General features: G+C 69.5%; 11 protein-coding genes, 2 tRNA genes and 1 pseudogene. 11 read left to right on the plus strand and 3 right to left on the minus strand.

Going from position 1 to position 16,497, the window contains the following annotated elements; genetic code table 11:
• The first annotated feature begins 105 nt into the window (after positions 1–105).
• Positions 106–1,284, plus strand: coding sequence for a SpoIIE family protein phosphatase (locus ABT245_RS08220; RefSeq protein ID WP_351730309.1), 1,179 nt, complete (start codon positions 106–108; stop codon positions 1,282–1,284).
• Positions 1,285–1,693: 409 nt separating this feature from the next.
• Here ABT245_RS08220 and ABT245_RS08225 read toward each other — a convergent pair.
• Positions 1,694–2,858: pseudogene (locus tag ABT245_RS08225) on the minus strand (acyltransferase family protein).
• A 449-nt stretch (positions 2,859–3,307) separates the two neighbouring features.
• On the opposite strand from ABT245_RS08225, the gene ABT245_RS08230 reads away from it, so the two are divergent.
• A complete protein-coding gene (locus tag ABT245_RS08230; RefSeq protein ID WP_351730312.1) occupies positions 3,308–3,502 on the plus strand; it encodes a hypothetical protein in 195 nt (64 codons plus the stop codon).
• A gap of 911 nt (positions 3,503–4,413) precedes the next feature.
• On the opposite strand, the gene ABT245_RS08235 is transcribed toward ABT245_RS08230, so the two are convergent.
• Positions 4,414–4,484: transfer RNA gene (locus ABT245_RS08235), tRNA-Gly, on the minus strand.
• 164 nt (positions 4,485–4,648) lie between these two features.
• Here ABT245_RS08235 and ABT245_RS08240 point away from each other — a divergent pair.
• From ABT245_RS08240 to clpX, 5 genes are all read left to right on the plus strand, one after another.
• A tRNA-Pro gene (locus ABT245_RS08240) sits at positions 4,649–4,725 on the plus strand.
• Between the two features lie 179 nt (positions 4,726–4,904).
• On the plus strand, positions 4,905–6,305 hold the full coding sequence (gene tig / locus ABT245_RS08245; RefSeq protein WP_351730315.1) for a trigger factor: 1,401 nt from the start codon (positions 4,905–4,907) through the stop codon (positions 6,303–6,305).
• Between the two features lie 624 nt (positions 6,306–6,929).
• Positions 6,930–7,535 carry an ATP-dependent Clp protease proteolytic subunit gene (locus ABT245_RS08250; RefSeq protein ID WP_351730689.1) on the plus strand — a complete coding sequence of 202 codons (606 nt, stop codon included), beginning with the start codon at positions 6,930–6,932 and terminating at the stop codon, positions 7,533–7,535.
• 67 nt (positions 7,536–7,602) lie between these two features.
• Entirely contained in the window at positions 7,603–8,268 is a 666-nt protein-coding gene (locus tag ABT245_RS08255) for an ATP-dependent Clp protease proteolytic subunit (RefSeq protein WP_351730318.1), read from the plus strand.
• Between the two features lie 200 nt (positions 8,269–8,468).
• Complete coding sequence (gene clpX / locus ABT245_RS08260) at positions 8,469–9,755, plus strand: ATP-dependent Clp protease ATP-binding subunit ClpX (RefSeq protein ID WP_351730321.1); 1,287 nt, start codon at positions 8,469–8,471, stop codon at positions 9,753–9,755.
• 90 nt (positions 9,756–9,845) lie between these two features.
• Here clpX and ABT245_RS08265 read toward each other — a convergent pair whose 3' ends face one another.
• Entirely contained in the window at positions 9,846–10,832 is a 987-nt protein-coding gene (locus ABT245_RS08265; protein WP_351730323.1) for a hypothetical protein, read from the minus strand.
• A gap of 137 nt (positions 10,833–10,969) precedes the next feature.
• Between ABT245_RS08265 and ABT245_RS08270 the strand changes: the two genes are divergently transcribed.
• The 4 genes from ABT245_RS08270 (at position 10,970) to ndk (ending at position 16,367) form a co-directional block, all read left to right on the plus strand.
• The gene (locus ABT245_RS08270; RefSeq protein WP_351730326.1) at positions 10,970–13,621 is read left to right on the plus strand and encodes a valine--tRNA ligase; all 2,652 of its coding nucleotides are present in this window, start codon (positions 10,970–10,972) and stop codon (positions 13,619–13,621) included.
• Between the two features lie 371 nt (positions 13,622–13,992).
• Positions 13,993–15,516, plus strand: a complete 1,524-nt coding sequence (folC, locus tag ABT245_RS08275; protein WP_351730329.1) for a bifunctional tetrahydrofolate synthase/dihydrofolate synthase — start codon at positions 13,993–13,995, stop codon at positions 15,514–15,516.
• A 7-nt stretch (positions 15,517–15,523) separates the two neighbouring features.
• On the plus strand, positions 15,524–15,889 hold the full coding sequence (locus ABT245_RS08280; RefSeq protein ID WP_351730331.1) for a DUF4233 domain-containing protein: 366 nt from the start codon (positions 15,524–15,526) through the stop codon (positions 15,887–15,889).
• A 64-nt stretch (positions 15,890–15,953) separates the two neighbouring features.
• Positions 15,954–16,367, plus strand: coding sequence for a nucleoside-diphosphate kinase (ndk, locus tag ABT245_RS08285; RefSeq protein ID WP_351730333.1), 414 nt, complete (start codon positions 15,954–15,956; stop codon positions 16,365–16,367).
• Positions 16,368–16,497: the final 130 nt, after the last annotated feature.

A 16,497-nucleotide genomic window follows, 5' to 3' on the forward strand; every position in this document is an offset into this window, starting at 1 on the left:
CGGGACGGCGTTCCATGAAGTTCACTGTGAAGTTGGGCCTCGGACGGGGGACAAGCAGGACCTCCCGTGTCATGGGGCCGGTCCGATGGATAGGGTCCCGAACTGATGGCAGCAGGACGAGAGCGGCGCGGGAAGGCCGAGACCTTCACGGCCCGGTGGCGGATGCAGTGGCACCGGGCCCGCGTCGGCCTGCGCCGAAGCGCCGTGGACTACTTCCGCGGCGACGGCTCCGACTGGATCGCGCTGGCCGGCCTGCTGCTGACCGTCCCGGTGCTCGCGGCCATGACACTCGCCAACTCGGTGTGGTTCTCCCCGGGCGCCCTGGTGCTGCCGATCGTCGCGGGCGGGCTGCTGCTGCGCCCGGCGAGCCTGCTCGGGCTGTACGCGGCGGCGGCCACGGCGCTGATCGTGGAGTCGGTCCGGCTCGGCCCGTACACCGAAGGCCCGTCCCGGGTCACCCCCGGCGTGGTCCTCGTGGTCGCGGCCTGCGGTTTCTTCGGGCTGCTCACCGCCCAGTTCCGCAGCCGGGTGGGAGTGCCCTGGCGGCGCGGCGGCACCATGCTGTTCGACCTGCGCGAGCGGATCCGTGTGCAGAGCAAGCTGCCGAAGCTGCCGCGGGGCTGGCACCGGGAGATGGCGCTGCGGCCCGCCGGCGGCCAGTCCTTCTCCGGTGACTTCGTCGTCGCGGCCCGCACGAACGGCGGGCGCACGCTGGAGGCCGTCCTCACGGACGTGTCCGGCAAGGGCATGGACGCGGGGTCGCGGGCGCTGCTGCTGTCCGGCGCGTTCGGCGGCCTGCTGGGCTCGCTGCCCCCGCACGCCTTCCTGCCGGCCGCCAACGGCTATCTGCTCCGCCAGGACTGGGACGAGGGCTTTGCCACCTCGATCCATCTGGTCCTGGACCTCGACTCCGGCGACTACGAGCTGTACTCGGCAGGTCATCCGCCGGGCCTGCAGCTCAGTGCGGGCAGCGGGCGCTGGGAGGAGAAGACCGCCGAGGGGCCGCTGCTCGGTGTGTACGACGGTGCCCAGTTCGACCCCGTGAAGGGTTCGCTCCGCCCGGGGGACGTGTTGATGCTGTTCACGGACGGTTTGGTGGAGACCTCGGACCGGGACATCGCCGAGGGCATGGACCGGCTCACCGGCGAGGCCGACCGCTATGTGGCCGACGGCTTCCAGGGCGCGGCCTGGCACCTGATCGAAGCGGTGGCCAAGGACGTCAACGACGACCGAGCCCTGCTCCTGATCTGCCGAGAGGGCCCCACAGCCCTTTCCCCCCACTGACCCGAGCCACCCGCGCCCAGTGCCTGGCCGAGCTGCAACGCCCCTATGAGGGCGCGGGGCTGTATCGATATGCGGCTCCGCCGCGCGGGCGTGGCCAGCCACCACCGCCCCGGCACCGGCGCAGGACCCGCAGCCCCAGGCTGCTGCCGCGCGCCCGCCGCCGGCGCCCCAGTCAACTGGCCGAGCTGCAATGTCCCTTGTGGGGGCGTGGGGCTGTTTCCATATGCGGCTCCGCCGCGCGGACGAGACCAGCCACCACCGGGCCCGGCACCGGCGCAGGACCCGCACCCCCGGCCGCTGCCGCGCGCCCGCCGCCGACGCCCCAATGACTGGCCCAGCCACAACGCACCCCGCGCCCGCAAAGCACCCCGCAGGCACTCCACCCGCTCCCGCGCACCCAAACGGCGCTCTACGCCGGGACCTTGTCCCGTCCCCGCTCCCGCGCCGCGCCCTCCCGCGTGGCGGACGCCGCCTCCGCCCGGAACGCCCAGTCCATCCTCGGCTCCACCGCGAAGCGGAACACCCGCTGCACGGGCCGGGTGCACAGCACTGTGACGGCGCCCCCCCGCCAGCACGCTCACCAGCACCTCACCGACCGGCCGATGCAGCCAGCCATGGTCCAACCAGCCCCGGTAGTCGGCGAACTTCACCACGAAGCCGTGCAGCAGATAGCCGTACAGCGTGCCCGCACCGAGCGCGGTGAACCACGTCTTGCGGCGGGGCACCAACGCGAAGAAGCAGACGGTCAGCAGCAGCGAGCAGCCGAACATGGCGAGCACCATCAGCGGCCCGCACCACCACGGCACGCCCAACTCCTGCGCCGAGTCCCGGTGGTAGAACCACGCGGCGTTCACCCGCGGCACCGCCCACCAGCCGAAGGCGAGCGCCGCCGCGAACACCGGCACCGCGGCGAACCGTACCGAACGGCGGCGCACCAGCTGGAAGTGCTCCGGCTTCATGCACAGCCCGAGCACGAAGTACGGCAGGAACTGCAGGACCCGCTGCAGATCGAGGTCGTCGCCGATGCTGGGGGAGACGGTCGCCAGCATCGCGATGGCGAACGCCACGGGCAGCGGCCGGCGGATCGCCTTCCAGATCGGCGTCGTCAGCCGCCAGATGAACAGCGCGCACAGGAACCAGGTCAGATACCAGGGATCCAGCAGGCTGATCTCCTGCTCGGGGGAGTGGTCGACGTACCGCTTGAAGAGCGGGTACGCCGTCTCGAAGACGATGTACGGCACGGCGACGCCGGTCAACAGCCGCTTGAGCCGGTCCGGCCGCATGTCGAAACTGCGCGAGAAGAAGCCGGAGATGATGATGAACGCCGGCATGTGGAAGGCGTACACGACCATGTACGCGCCCTGGAGCACCCGGCTGTCGCCCTTCAGCGGCTCCCAGGCGTGCCCGATGGCGACGAGGAGGATCGCCAGGTACTTGGCGTTGTCGAAGAAGGCGTCGCGCTGCTTGCCCGGTCTCGCCTGCGGGGTGTGTGCGTCGGGTACTGCGTCCCGCGGCGACGGCGCCGGCGGGAGTGACCTTCGGTTCTGGCCGGGGGACGAGGCGGCATCAAACATCTGAGGCACCTTAGCCTTCTCCGTGGGTTTTCGTAAAACTCCCTTGTTGTTTCCTGCTTAACGGCTTCGGGTACCCGCGGATTTGCCGAACTCGCCCCTCTCGGAGGCGTGATGATGAGCACATCGACGGCAGTAGATCGCCCTCAATGTACCGATTCATCCGGACTCATTGGTGCATAAGGTCGTCTCCGTGCCGATGGGTGGCGGCAATTCGAATTACCTGCAAACGTGATGTGTGGACCGTGAAACCGGCTTCCGTATTTACCGGTTGAGGCCCGTGCGGGCGCACCCTCGAATTGCTGTGCGGGCCGCACACCGGGGCTGGGGCGTGGCCGACGATGTGTCACGCGCCGCATAGCCCGGCCCCGTTGGTGGCACGATGGTTCTGGCGGGGGTGCGGCGCAGCATCCCCAGGCCGGGAGAGCGGACCGACCGAGGGTGTGATCAGTGTGGCCATTTCACTGTCTGTGGTGCTGATGTTGGCGATCATCCTTGTGGTGTTGATCCGAGGGGGGAACATCAAGGCCGGTCCCGCCATCGTCGCCATACTGTTCGGCTTCTTCCTGGCGTCGAGCGGCATGGCCCCGTCCATCCAGCGCTTCCTCAACTCGATAGCCGAGACGATCAACTCGATCAGCTTCTGATCGGGGGATGTTTTCCGTCAGAGTGCCCCACGGCGGCAGAGGGGTGGCTCCGAGCCCGGCCATTCACTCTTTCCGGCGGTGAACCGGGCGGCGGTTCGCCCTGGCTCAGGGGTGCGGGCGGATCGGCGTCGTCCGGTGTTCTTCGGTTGTTCAGGACCGAAGGGACTACCCCGGCCGATGTCGGCCGGACACCGGCGGAACACCCGGGCCAGGCCGAGGAAAGCCGCTCCGACCTGGCCCTGAGCCCCACAGAGCGGGCGACGGGAAGCGAACCTCGCAGCGCCCTGTCGAAGATCAGGGCGACGCGGTGGCGGAAGGGACGCTGCACGGGCCCGCTCCTCGGAACACCAGCCCCTCGAACGGTTCGGCTCGGCCCTGCCGTTCGCCGCCGGTCCCAAGGAGACGGCCTTCTCCGAGACCCTTCCGGCGACGAAGCTCAGGATCCACCCCTTCTTCTCCAGCCCCCAAGCGTTGCCGGCGGCGAAGGAGCGCCGCGTCGCCTCGCGCCGGCCGCGGTTCTTCAGCCCGGTGACGACCTCGGCGACGGCCTCCGGATCCGGCTTGGTGCCGACCCGCACGAGGGCACCCGCCCCGCAGGAACTGAGCAGTTCCTCCGCGGCGATGAAGCGCGGTGGCCCGAAGCCCCCGGCGGCGACAGCCGTCCGGATGTCGTCCCGCACCGCGTCAGGAGTCATCGTGGCCCGGTCCGCCGCCACGGCCGAACGGCCCCCGCCCTCCGCGTTCGCGCCCGAGTGTTCTTCGCCGCCGCAAGCCGCCGGCAGCACGGCCGCCACGATCACGGCCGCGGTCGTCCCCACCCGGCGCCTCTCTCCACCACCTGATCAGCCCCCGGAACTACCTGAGGCCCAGGAAGAGGAAAACCACCTCTCACCTGGGCCTCAGCCGTACAGAGCGGGCGACGGGAATCGAACCCGCGTAGCTAGTTTGGAAGACTAGGGCTCTACCATTGAGCTACGCCCGCACATGGTGTGCCGCTGATCGGGCGACCGCGGCACAGGAGGCATCGTAGCGGGTCACGGACCTCGTAGGCCAACGTGTGGGGCTGTGGGTACGCCGCCGGCGGAGAGAGCCGGTAAACCTGCGGACGCATCCGGTTCGGGCATGTACCCTACGTGTCGCACCAGACGGGGTGTGGCGCAGCTTGGTAGCGCGTCCGCTTTGGGAGCGGAAGGCCGTGGGTTCAAATCCCGCCACCCCGACCACCGACCGAGTGTTTCCTCGTGATCGCCTTTTGGGGCGCTCACCGGCTGCGGTTACTATGCAAGCTGCGCGCCCGTGTGTCCCGGCCCACTCGGCCTACGAACTCCTCCGGGCGGCGAAATCCGCCGGACCTGTCTGGCTCCGGTAGAACCCAAGAAGTCAGCCACAAGGAGACCGAACCGTGAAGAGCGCCGTGGAGACCCTGAACCCGACCCGGGTTCGGCTCACTGTCGAGGTGCCCTTCGAGGAGCTCAAGGACAGCCTCGACGCGGCGTACAAGAAGATCAACCAGCAGGTCACGGTGAAGGGCTTTCGCAAGGGCAAGATTCCCGCCCGCATCATCGACCAGCGGTTCGGCCGTGGCGCCGTGCTGGAGGAGGCCGTCAACGACGCGCTCCCCAAGTTCTACACGGACGCGGTCAACGAGGCCGAGCTGAACCCGCTGGGCCAGCCCGAGGTCGACATCACCGAGCTGAAGGACGGCGAGACGCTGAACTTCACCGCCGAGGTCGACATCCGCCCGGCCCTGGAGATCCCGGACTACTCGGGTATCGAGGTCGAGGTCGACGCCATCGAGGTCACCGACGAGGACATCGACAAGTCGGTCGAGCAGCTCCGTGAGCGCTTCGCCTCCACCACGCCGGTCGAGCGCGCCGCCGAGGACGGCGACGTCGTCACCGTCGACCTGGAGGCCAAGGTCGACGGCGAGGTCCTGGAGGACGGCGTCGCGCAGGGCGTGTCCTACACGATCGGCTCCGGTGAGCTGCTGGAGGGCATCGACGAGGCCGTCACGGGCCTGGAGGCCGGTGGCGAGACCACCTTCACCTCCGAGCTGAAGGGCGGCTCCGCGGCGGGTCAGTCGGCCGAGGTCACCGTCAAGGTCACCCAGGTCGCCGCCCGCGAACTGCCCGCGCTTGACAACGACTTCGCGCAGCTCGCCTCCGAGTTCGACACCCTTGAGGAGCTGCGCGCCGACAGCCGTAAGCGCCTCGCGAACATGAAGCAGTACGACCAGGCCACGCAGGCCCAGGAGCGGGTGCTGGACAAGCTGCTTGAGCTGGTCGAGGTGCCGGTCCCCGAGAAGCTGCTCGAAGACGAGATCAACACCCGCAAGCACAACCTGGAGCACCATCAGCTCGGCCAGATGGGTCTCACCCTCGACAAGTACCTGGAACTCCAGGGCAAGACCGCCGAGGAGTTCGAGACCGAGACCCAAGAGGCCGCGGTCAAGGGCATCAAGACCCAGTTCGTCCTCGACGAGCTGGTCAAGCAGGAGAAGCTCAACGTCAACCAGGAGGAGCTGACCGAGCACCTCATGCGGCGTGCGGCGTCCTCCGGCATGTCCCCCGACCAGTTCGCCCAGGCCGTCGTCGAGGGCGGCCAGGTGCCGCTGCTGGTCGGCGAGGTCGCCCGCGGCAAGGCACTGGCCGTCGTGGTCGAGGCCGCCACGGTGAAGGACACCAACGGCGAGATCATCGACCTGGACGACGAGGACGAGGACGAGACCGAGGCCGAGGCCGCCCCCACCACGGCCCAGACGGAGGCCGCGGAGGCCCCCACCGAGGACGACCCCAAGTCCTGACCCCCACCCCGCCAAAAGGGCCCCTGGGACCCCCCAGGGGCCCTTCCCGTCCCCCACAGCCACGCGGAAAGCCACCAGGTCCAGCCCACCGAGGGGCGCGGGGAACTGCGCGCCCGGCCCCCACGCACCCGCACAGCCCGCCCCACCGATCCCCGACCGTGCACAGGCCCCCCGCCCCCGGGAACCTGGAGTCGCCCCAGGTCCAGCCCACCGAGGGGCGCGGGGAACTGCGCGCCCGGCCCCCACGCACCCGCACAGCCCGCCCCACTGATCCCCGACCGTGCACAGGCCCGCCGCCCCCGGGAACCTGGAGTCGCCCCAGGTCCAGCCCACCGAGGGGCGCGGGGAACTGCGCGCCCGGCCCCCACGCACCTGCACCACCGCCCCCAGCAGAACCCCCACGCCGCACACACCCCCGGCCGAACCGGCGGAGCCACCCGCTACGCCCGAGGCGAACACCCCCGTCCACGGGATTCCCCGAAGGGACCCGCGCGTTAGGGTCCATGAATACGAGGGCAGGGGAGTCTCCCGAAGCCCCCGGCAGGATTACGCAGGATTACGCAGGAACACGTGAGACGGCCCGGCGCCGTCGTAAGACGAGCAGGTGGATACGTGACGAATCTGATGCCCTCCGCCGCCGGCGAGCCCTCCATCGGTGGCGGCCTCGGCGACCAGGTCTACAACCGGCTGCTCGGCGAGCGGATCATCTTCCTCGGCCAGCAGGTCGACGACGACATCGCGAACAAGATCACCGCGCAGCTGCTGCTCCTCGCCGCCGATCCGACGAAGGACGTCTACCTCTACATCAACAGCCCCGGCGGTTCGGTGACGGCCGGCATGGCGATCTACGACACCATGCAGTACATCCCGAACGACGTGGTCACGATCGGGATGGGCATGGCGGCCTCGATGGGCCAGTTCCTGCTCACCGGCGGCACCGCCGGCAAGCGCTTCGCCCTGCCGCACACGGACATCATGATGCACCAGGGCTCCGCGGGCCTCGGCGGTACGGTCTCGGACATCAAGATCCAGGCCCAGTACCTGCTGCGCACCAAGAAGACGATGTCCGAGCTGACCGCGCTGCACTCCGGCCAGACCGTCGAAACGATCGTCCGGGACGGCGACCGTGACCGCTGGTTCACCCCGGAGGAGGCCAAGGAGTACGGTCTCATCGACGAGATCATCACGCATGCCTCCGGTGTTCCGGGAGGCGGCGGCACCGGTGCCTGACCGGCCCGGCCACGCCCCGCACCGCCGAGACTCCAGCCCCCAGAACGCCACCAGGACGGTGAACCTCATGAACAACTTCCCCGGCGCCGCCAGCGGCCAGTACGACGGGCCCCGGCCCGAGAGCCGCTATGTCATCCCGCGCTTCGTGGAGCGCACCTCCCAGGGCATCCGCGAGTACGACCCGTACGCGAAGCTCTTCGAGGAGCGCGTGATCTTCCTCGGCGTCCAGATCGACGACGCCTCCGCCAACGACGTCATGGCGCAGCTGCTGTGCCTGGAGTCGATGGACCCGGACCGGGACATCTCGATCTACATCAACAGCCCCGGTGGCGACATGACCGCCCTGACGGCGATCTACGACACGATGCAGTTCGTGAAGCCCGACATCCAGACGGTGTGCATGGGCCAGGCCGCCTCCGCGGCCGCCATCCTGCTCGCCGCGGGTACGCCGGGCAAGCGCATGGCGCTGCCGAACTCGCGCGTGCTGATCCACCAGCCCGCCGGCAGCACCGGCCGCGGTCAGCTCTCCGACCTGGAGATCATCGCGAACGAGTTCACACGGATGCGTACGCAGCTGGAGGAGATGCTGGCCAAGCACTCCAACCAGCCGATCGAGAAGGTGCGCGAGGACATCGAGCGCGACAAGATCCTCACGGCGGAGGAAGCACTCCAGTACGGCCTGGTGGACCAGATCATCTCCACCCGCAAGATGAACAACGAGAGCGTCCGCTGACGCGGAGCGCGGGTCTCCCCCGTGCGGTGAGCGCGCAGGGGACCTCCTTCACCGCCCTTGGCGCGGTTCACGTCAAAGTGAACCGTGCCAAGGGGGGCCCGAACGGGGGGCTCGGCAAGGTACCGTCGGACATAAGGCAGCACCAGGAGTCGTTGGGCCTGTGACGTCCAGGCGGCTCCCAGGCGAAGGGGAAGCACACCGTGGCACGCATCGGTGACGGCGGCGATCTGCTCAAGTGCTCGTTCTGCGGCAAGAGCCAGAAGCAGGTCAAGAAGCTCATCGCAGGGCCCGGTGTGTACATCTGCGACGAGTGCATCGACCTCTGCAACGAGATCATCGAGGAGGAGCTGGCGGAGACCAGCGAGGTGCGCTGGGAGGAACTGCCGAAGCCCCGCGAGATCTATGAGTTCCTCGAGGGCTATGTGGTCGGCCAGGAGGCCGCGAAGAAGGCCCTGTCCGTCGCGGTGTACAACCACTACAAACGGGTCCAGGCGGGCGAGAACGGCGGCGCCCAGGGCCGCGATGACGCCATCGAGTTGGCGAAGTCCAACATCCTCCTGCTGGGCCCCACGGGCTCCGGCAAGACCCTGCTCGCGCAGACCCTCGCGCGCATGCTGAACGTCCCCTTCGCGATCGCCGACGCCACGGCGCTCACGGAGGCGGGGTACGTCGGCGAGGACGTCGAGAACATCCTGCTCAAGCTGATCCAGGCGGCGGACTACGACGTCAAGAAGGCCGAGACCGGGATCATCTACATCGACGAGATCGACAAGGTCGCGCGGAAGAGTGAAAACCCCTCGATCACCCGGGACGTCTCGGGCGAGGGGGTCCAGCAGGCCCTGCTGAAGATCCTGGAGGGCACCACCGCCTCGGTGCCGCCGCAGGGCGGCCGCAAGCATCCGCACCAGGAGTTCATCCAGATCGACACGACGAACGTGCTGTTCATCGTGGGCGGTGCCTTCGCCGGCCTGGAGAAGATCATCGAGGCCCGGGCCGGTGCCAAGGGCATCGGCTTCGGCGCGACGATCCGCTCCAAGCGCGAGCTGGAGTCCAAGGACGTCTTCGAGGACGTCATGCCGGAGGACCTGGTCAAGTTCGGCATGATCCCCGAGTTCATCGGCCGTCTCCCGGTCATCACCTCGGTCCACAACCTCGACCGCAAGGCGCTGCTGCAGATCCTCGTCGAGCCGCGTAACGCCCTGGTGAAGCAGTACCAGCGGCTGTTCGAACTCGACGGTGTGGAACTGGACTTCGAGCGTGAGGCGCTGGAGGCCATCGCCGACCAGGCGATCCTGCGGCAGACCGGCGCCCGTGGCCTGCGCGCCATCATGGAGGAGGTCCTCCAGGCGGTGATGTACGAGGTGCCGTCCCGCAAGGACGTGGCCCGTGTCGTCATCACGGCCGATGTCGTCCTGTCGAACGTCAACCCGACCCTGATCCCCCGAGACGCCCGCGGCCGCGGCCCGGGCGAACAGAAAACGGCGTAGCCCGAAGCCCGACCCCATCCCAGCGCAAAGCCCCGGCCGCGAAGGACCGGGGCTTATGTGTGCTGTGCGGCCGGGGAAGCGGCGGCGGTGTCAGACCTTGACGCGGACTTCCTTGCGGAACTTGGCCGTCGTCTCGGCCGCTGCCGCCGGGTCGGTGGCCTTGCCGGCGGCGATGTCCGAGTACTCCATGGGCATCACGAAGCCGACGGTGCTGTGGTCGCCCCACACGCAGTACGTCACGTTCATCTTCTTCGCCATGCCCGACGAGGCGTTGGAGGAGTTGTCGATGCTCGCGCCCTGGCACTTGAGGATCGCGCCCTCCAGCGAACTGGGCTGGTACTCCTTGGGACTTCCCTCGAAGGTGACGTTCTCGTCCTTGGACTCCTTCTGCATGGCCGCGAAGAGTCCGTCCACGGCCTGCTCCGGGTCGTCGATCGAACCGTAGACGCCACCGAACGAGATGAGCTTGCCGCCCAGCGGGTTGTTCTTGTCCTCCACCGTGTAGGAGGCGCTGACGTCCTTGGGGTCCTTGACGCCCCACGCCTCGGCGTCCTTCAGGTCGCTCTTCGACATGCTGTCGCTGTCGCTCTCGGACTTCTTGTACTCGGTGAGCACCGTCTCCGGCGTGATCAGCTTGTGCGGGCCGTCGTCGGCGATGTCCGAGCCGCTGCCGCCGCCCTGGCCGATCACGAAGTAGGCGCCGACGGCGATGGCCGCCACCACGGCCACCGCGCCGATGACCAGGCCCGTCTTCTTCTTGCCGCCGCCAGCGGCCGGGGGCTGCGGGCCGCCGTACGGCTGCTGTCCGTAGGGCTGCTGGCCGTACGGGTTCTGCTGCGGGGGAACCCCGCCCTGCTGCGGATAGCCGTAGCCGGGCTGGGCCGGAGGGGTCTGCCCCGGGTAGCCGTAACCGGGCTGCGGGTGCTGCGGCGGCTGCTGCTGCGGTACGGGCGGCTGCTGGGGGTAGCCGTAGCCGGGCTGGGGTGCCTGCGGCGGCTGGCCGTAGGGACCCGGCTGGCCGTACGGTCCAGGCTGCTGGGGCTGCCCGCCGTACGGGCCCGGCTGGTTGTGACTCATTTCTGGGTTCCCCTCCAGATGCTTATGTGTTCCTGACATCCTCGCCCAGCCACAGGAAGCGCACCGCATCGGGGGTCGCACCGTTACAGAACAAACGCGTTTCGGGACTGGGTCGTGACGCCTCTAAACTGACCCCCGTGACCGAGAACGCTCAGCAGCAGCCACCAGCGCCCGACACCGAACTGCCGACCCAGTACGCGCCGGCCGATGTAGAGGGGCCGCTGTACGAGCGCTGGGTAGAGCGCGGTTACTTCGAGGCCGACGCGAAGAGCGACAAGCCTCCGTACGCGATCGTCATCCCGCCGCCGAACGTCACCGGCAGCCTGCACCTCGGGCACGCCTTCGAGCACACCCTCATCGACGCCCTCACACGCCGCAAGCGCATGCAGGGCCACGAGACGCTGTGGCAGCCCGGCATGGACCACGCCGGCATCGCCACCCAGAACGTCGTCGAGCGGGAGCTGGCGAAGGAGGGCAAGTCCCGGCACGACCTCGGCCGCGAGGCCTTCGTCGAGCGCGTCTGGCAGTGGAAGGCCGAGTCCGGCGGGCAGATCAGCGGCCAGATGCGGCGCCTGGGCGACGGCGTCGCCTGGAGCCGTGAGCGCTTCACGATGGACGAGGGCCTTTCGCAGGCCGTCCAGACCATCTTCAAGCGGCTCTACGACGACGAGCTGATCTACCGCGCCGAGCGCATCATCAACTGGTGTCCCCGGTGCCTGACAGCGATCTCCGACATCGAGGTCGAGTACCAGGACGACGACGGCGAACTGGTCTCCATGAAGTACGGCGACGGGGACGACACCATCGTCGTCGCCACGACCCGGGCCGAGACCATGCTCGGCGACACCGCGGTCGCCGTCCACCCCGACGACGAGCGCTACCGCCACCTGGTCGGCAAGCTCATCAAGCTGCCGCTCACCGACCGCTCCATCCCCGTCGTCGCCGACGAGCACGTCGACCCCGAGTTCGGCACCGGCGCCGTCAAGGTCACCCCCGCCCACGACCCGAACGACTTCGAGATCGGCCAGCGGCACGGCCTGCCCGCCATCGCCGTGATGGACGAGCACGCCGTCATCACGGTCTCCGGCCCCTTCCAGGGCCTGGACCGCCTGGAGGCCCGCTCCGCCATCGTCGGTGCCCTGCGCGCCGACGGCCGGATCGTCGCCGAGAAGCGGCCGTACGTCCACAGCGTCGGCCACTGCTCGCGCTGCAAGACCACCATCGAGCCGCGCCTGTCCATGCAGTGGTGGGTCAAGGTCGGCCCGCTGGCGAAGGCCGCCGGTGACGCCGTCCGCGAGGGCAAGGTCGCCATCCACCCGCAGGAGATGGAGAAGCGGTACTTCGACTGGGTCGACAACCTCCACGACTGGTGCATCTCGCGGCAGCTGTGGTGGGGTCACCGCATCCCGGTCTGGTACGGCCCGGACGGCGAGGTCGTCTGCGTCGGCCCCGACGAGCAGCCGCCCACCGGTGAGGGCTGGACGCAGGACACGGATGTCCTCGACACCTGGTTCTCCTCCGGCCTGTGGCCGTTCTCCACGCTGGGCTGGCCCGAACAGACCGAATCGCTCGCGAAGTTCTACCCGAACTCCGTCCTGGTCACCGGCTACGACATCCTCTTCTTCTGGGTCGCCCGGATGATGATGTTCGGCCTGTACGCGATGGACGGCACCCCGCCGTTCCACACCATCGCCCTGCACGGCATGGTCCGCGACCAGTTCGGCAAGAAGATGTCGAAGTCCTTCGGCAACGCGGTCAACCCGCTGGACTGGATGGACAAGTACGGCTCCGACGCGCTCCGCTTCACCCTGGCGCGCGGCGCCAACCCCGGCGTCGACGTGCCGATCGGCGAGGACTGGGTCCAGGGCTCGCGCAACTTCGCCAACAAGATCTGGAACGCGACCCGTTTCGCGCTGATGAACGGCGCCACGGTCGAGGGCCCGCTGCCGGACGCGTCGCGGACGTCCGCGACGGACCGCTGGATCCTCTCCCGCCTGAACTCGGTCGTCGCCGAAGTCGACGCGTACTACGACGACTTCCAGTTCGCGAAGCTCTCCGACGCGCTGTTCCACTTCGCCTGGGACGAGGTCTTCGACTGGTACGTCGAGCTGTCCAAGACCACCTTCCAGGCGGGCGGTGAGCCGGCCGAGGTCAGCAAGCGCGTCCTCGGCGAGGTCCTGGACGTCACCCTCAGGCTGCTGCACCCGGTCGTCCCCTTCGTCACCGAGACCCTGTGGACGACCCTCACCGGCGGCGAGTCGGTCGTCATCGCCGACTGGCCCACGGCCGTGTCCGTTCCCGGTGCCGACGCACCGGGCGGCTTCCGGGACGCGGGCGCCGAGGGGGAGATCGAGACCCTGCAGTCCGTGATCACCGAGGTCCGCCGGTTCCGCGCCGACCAGGGCCTCCAGCCGGGGCAGCGGGTCCCGGCCCGCCTCACCCTGGACGGCACGCCTCTCGCCCCTCACGAGGCGGCCATCCGCCAGCTTCTGCGCCTCCAGCCGGAGGGCGACTCCTTCACGGCCACGGCGACCCTGTCGGTCGCGGGCGCCGAGGTCGCGCTGGACCTGTCCGGCACGATCGATGTGGCCGCCGAGCGCAAGCGGCTCGCCAAGGACCTGGCCGCCGCGCAGAAGGAACGCCAGCAGGCCCAGGCCAAGCTGGGCAACGAGGCGTTCCTGGCCAAGGCCCCGGACCAGGTGATCGAAAAGATCCGCACCCGCTTGGCCAAGGCGGACGAGGACATCACCCGAATCCAGACCCAACTGAACAACCTCCCCCCGGCCTGACCAGCCCCCCACAGTTCCCCGCACCCCAAACCCAAAGATGAAGGGGCGCGGGGAACTGAAGCCGACGGCGCCCCAAGCCCGCCTGAAGGGGCGCGGGGAACGGCGCGACCAGCCACGACGCACCCGCACTCGCAGCCCATGCCCGGCCACTCGCCCCCGGCAGATGCCGTCGCCTCGCAGCGCCCGGCGCCCCAAGCCCGCCTGAAGGGGCGCGGGGAACGGCGCGACCAGCCACGACGCACGCGCACCCACAAGCTAGGCCCAGCCACGACGTACCCGCACGCCCAGCCACAACGCACCCGCACCCACAAGTCAGCCCCCGCCGCCCCCAACCGCCGAAGCCGGCGCAGCGCGTCCGTAGACTTGGCCCCGTGAGCGACGTCCCGCACGAGAACGACCAGCCCGACCCCCGCGACGGCTTCGACGGCTTCGACGAGATCATCGAGGCCGAGACCTCCCGCGACCCCGACCTCGCGGTGATCGAGGCCGGCAGCCGCACCCTGCGCACCCAGGGCGGCCCGGCCCAGACCGACGCACCCGCCCGGCCGGCGGACCCCGAGGTCGACAAGGCCCTGCGCGAGGTCGAGGCGGACCTGGCCACCCGCTGGGGCGAGACCAAGCTGGAACCCTCCGTCACCCGCATCGCGGCGCTGGTCGACGTGCTGGGGGAGCCACAGCGGGCGTACCCGTCGATCCACATCACGGGCACCAACGGCAAGACGTCCACGGCCCGCATGATCGAGGCGCTGCTCGGCGCCTTCGAGCTGCGTACCGGCCGCTACACCTCGCCGCACGTCCAGTCGATCACCGAGCGGATCAGCCTCGACGGCGCCCCGATCTCCGCCGAGCGGTTCATCGAGACGTACCGGGACATCAAGCCGTACATCGAGATGGTCGACGCCCAGCAGGAGTACCGGCTCTCCTTCTTCGAGGTGCTGACCGGCATGGCGTACGCCGCCTTCGCGGACGCGCCGGTCGACGTGGCCGTCGTAGAGGTGGGCATGGGCGGCAGCTGGGACGCGACGAACGTGATCGACGGGGACGTCGCCGTGGTCACGCCCATCGACCTGGACCACACCGACCGGCTCGGCCTCACCCACGCGGAGATCGCCGCCGAGAAGGCCGGGATCATCAAGCAGGGCGCGACCGTGATCATGGCGCAGCAGCCGGTGGACGCGGCGCAGGTGCTGCTGAAGAAGGCCGTGGAGGTCGACGCGACGGTGGCCCGTGAGGGCCTGGAGTTCGGCGTGCTGGCGCGGCAGGTCGCGGTCGGCGGCCAGCTGCTGACGCTGCGCGGGCTCGGCGGCGAGTACCCGGAGGTGTACCTCCCGCTGCACGGCGCTTACCAGGCGCACAACGCGGCCGTGGCGCTGGCCGCGGTGGAGGCGTTCTTCGGCGTCGGCGCGCAGCGCGCCGTGCCGTTGGACATCGACACCGTCCGCAGGGCCTTCGCGGCCGTGTCCTCGCCGGGCCGCCTTGAGGTGGTACGGCGCTCGCCGACCGTCGTCCTGGACGCGGCGCACAACCCGGCGGGCGCGCGGGCCACGGCGGAGGCGGTCGCGGAGGCCTTTGACTTCAGCCGGCTGATCGGCGTGGTGGGCGCGAGCGGCGACAAGAACGTCCGCGGGCTGCTGGAGGCCTTCGAGCCGATCTTCGCCGAGGTCGTCGTCACCCAGAACTCCAGTCACCGGGCGATGGACGCGGACGAGCTGGCGGCGGTCGCCGTGGAGGTGTTCGGGGAGGAACGGGTCCAGGTGGAGCCGCGGCTGCCGGACGCGTTGGAGGCCGCGATCACCCTGGCCGAGGAAGAGGGCGAGTTCGCGGGCGGCGGCGTGCTGGTCACGGGCTCGGTCATCACCGTGGGCGAGGCCCGACTGCTGCTCGGAAAGGGCTGAGAAAGCGATGCGTACGCTGTGCTCCTCGACCTTGATCGGTGAGGTCTTCATCATCGGCTTCGCCGGGCTCGTCGCGATGAAGGACCCGGACCTGACGACGTCGACGGTGTGGACGGTCAGCGGGATCGCGATGCTCCTGTGCGTGCTGCTGTGCGGTGCGGTGACCCGGCGTGGGGGCGTGGCGCTCGGCTGGGCGTTGCAGATCGCGCTGATCGCCTCCGGGTTCGTCGTGCCGACGATGTTCTTCCTCGGCGTGATGTTCGCGGCGCTGTGGTGGGCGTCCGTGCACTTCGGGCGGAAGATCGACGAGGCGAAGGCGAGGTTCGCGGCGCAGGGCGCGGGGCCCGGGGCCTCGGGAGCTGACGCTGCGTGAGGAGCGGCCGGACACGCCCTGTAACCTCGTCCCACCGCATATGTCCGCACGAAGGAGCCCTCCCGTGACTCAGCGCACCCTCGTCCTCCTCAAGCCCGACGCCGTCCGGCGTGGCCTGACCGGCGAGATCATCAGCCGTATCGAACGGAAGGCCGGCTGGCGGATCACCGCGCTGGAGCTGCGCACGCTGGACCAGGACACGCTGGAGCAGCACTACGGCGAGCACAAGGGCAAGCCCTTCTACGAGCCGTTGGTCGAGTTCATGGCGTCCGGTCCCGTGGTGGCGCTGATCGTCGAGGGCGAGCGGGTGATCGAGGGGCTGCGTGCGCTGGCGGGCCCGACCGACCCGATCGCTGCGGCGCCCGGTTCGATCCGCGGCGACTACGGTGTGATCGTCCGCGAGAACCTGATCCACGCGTCGGACTCCGAGGCGTCGGCCGACCGCGAGATCAAAATCTTCTTCCCCAACCACCCCTGACCAACCACCCCTGACCAACCGCCCCTGGCCAACCACCCCTGACCCCTGACCCCTGTCCGGCCCCGGTCCACGGCACCGCGGCCGCGAGCCGCCGCGAGATCGTCTGCGACCGCGGCCTGATGGATCCGGC

Origin of the sequence: Streptomyces sp. NPDC001508, assembly GCF_040298665.1 — a bacterium.
Lineage (GTDB): Bacteria > Actinomycetota > Actinomycetes > Streptomycetales > Streptomycetaceae > Streptomyces.

Bases quoted from the DNA above. Each gene is read 5' to 3' on its own strand.
- ABT245_RS08220 (WP_351730309.1), top strand. From the start codon at position 106: ATGGCAGCAGGACGAGAGCGGCGCGGGAAGGCCGAGACCTTCACGGCC.
- ABT245_RS08250 (WP_351730689.1), top strand. From the start codon at position 6,930: ATGCCCTCCGCCGCCGGCGAGCCCTCCATCGGTGGCGGCCTCGGCGAC.
- ABT245_RS08255 (WP_351730318.1), top strand. From the start codon at position 7,603: ATGAACAACTTCCCCGGCGCCGCCAGCGGCCAGTACGACGGGCCCCGG.
- ABT245_RS08265 (WP_351730323.1), bottom strand. From the start codon at position 10,832: ATGAGTCACAACCAGCCGGGCCCGTACGGCGGGCAGCCCCAGCAGCCT.
- ABT245_RS08280 (WP_351730331.1), top strand. From the start codon at position 15,524: ATGCGTACGCTGTGCTCCTCGACCTTGATCGGTGAGGTCTTCATCATC.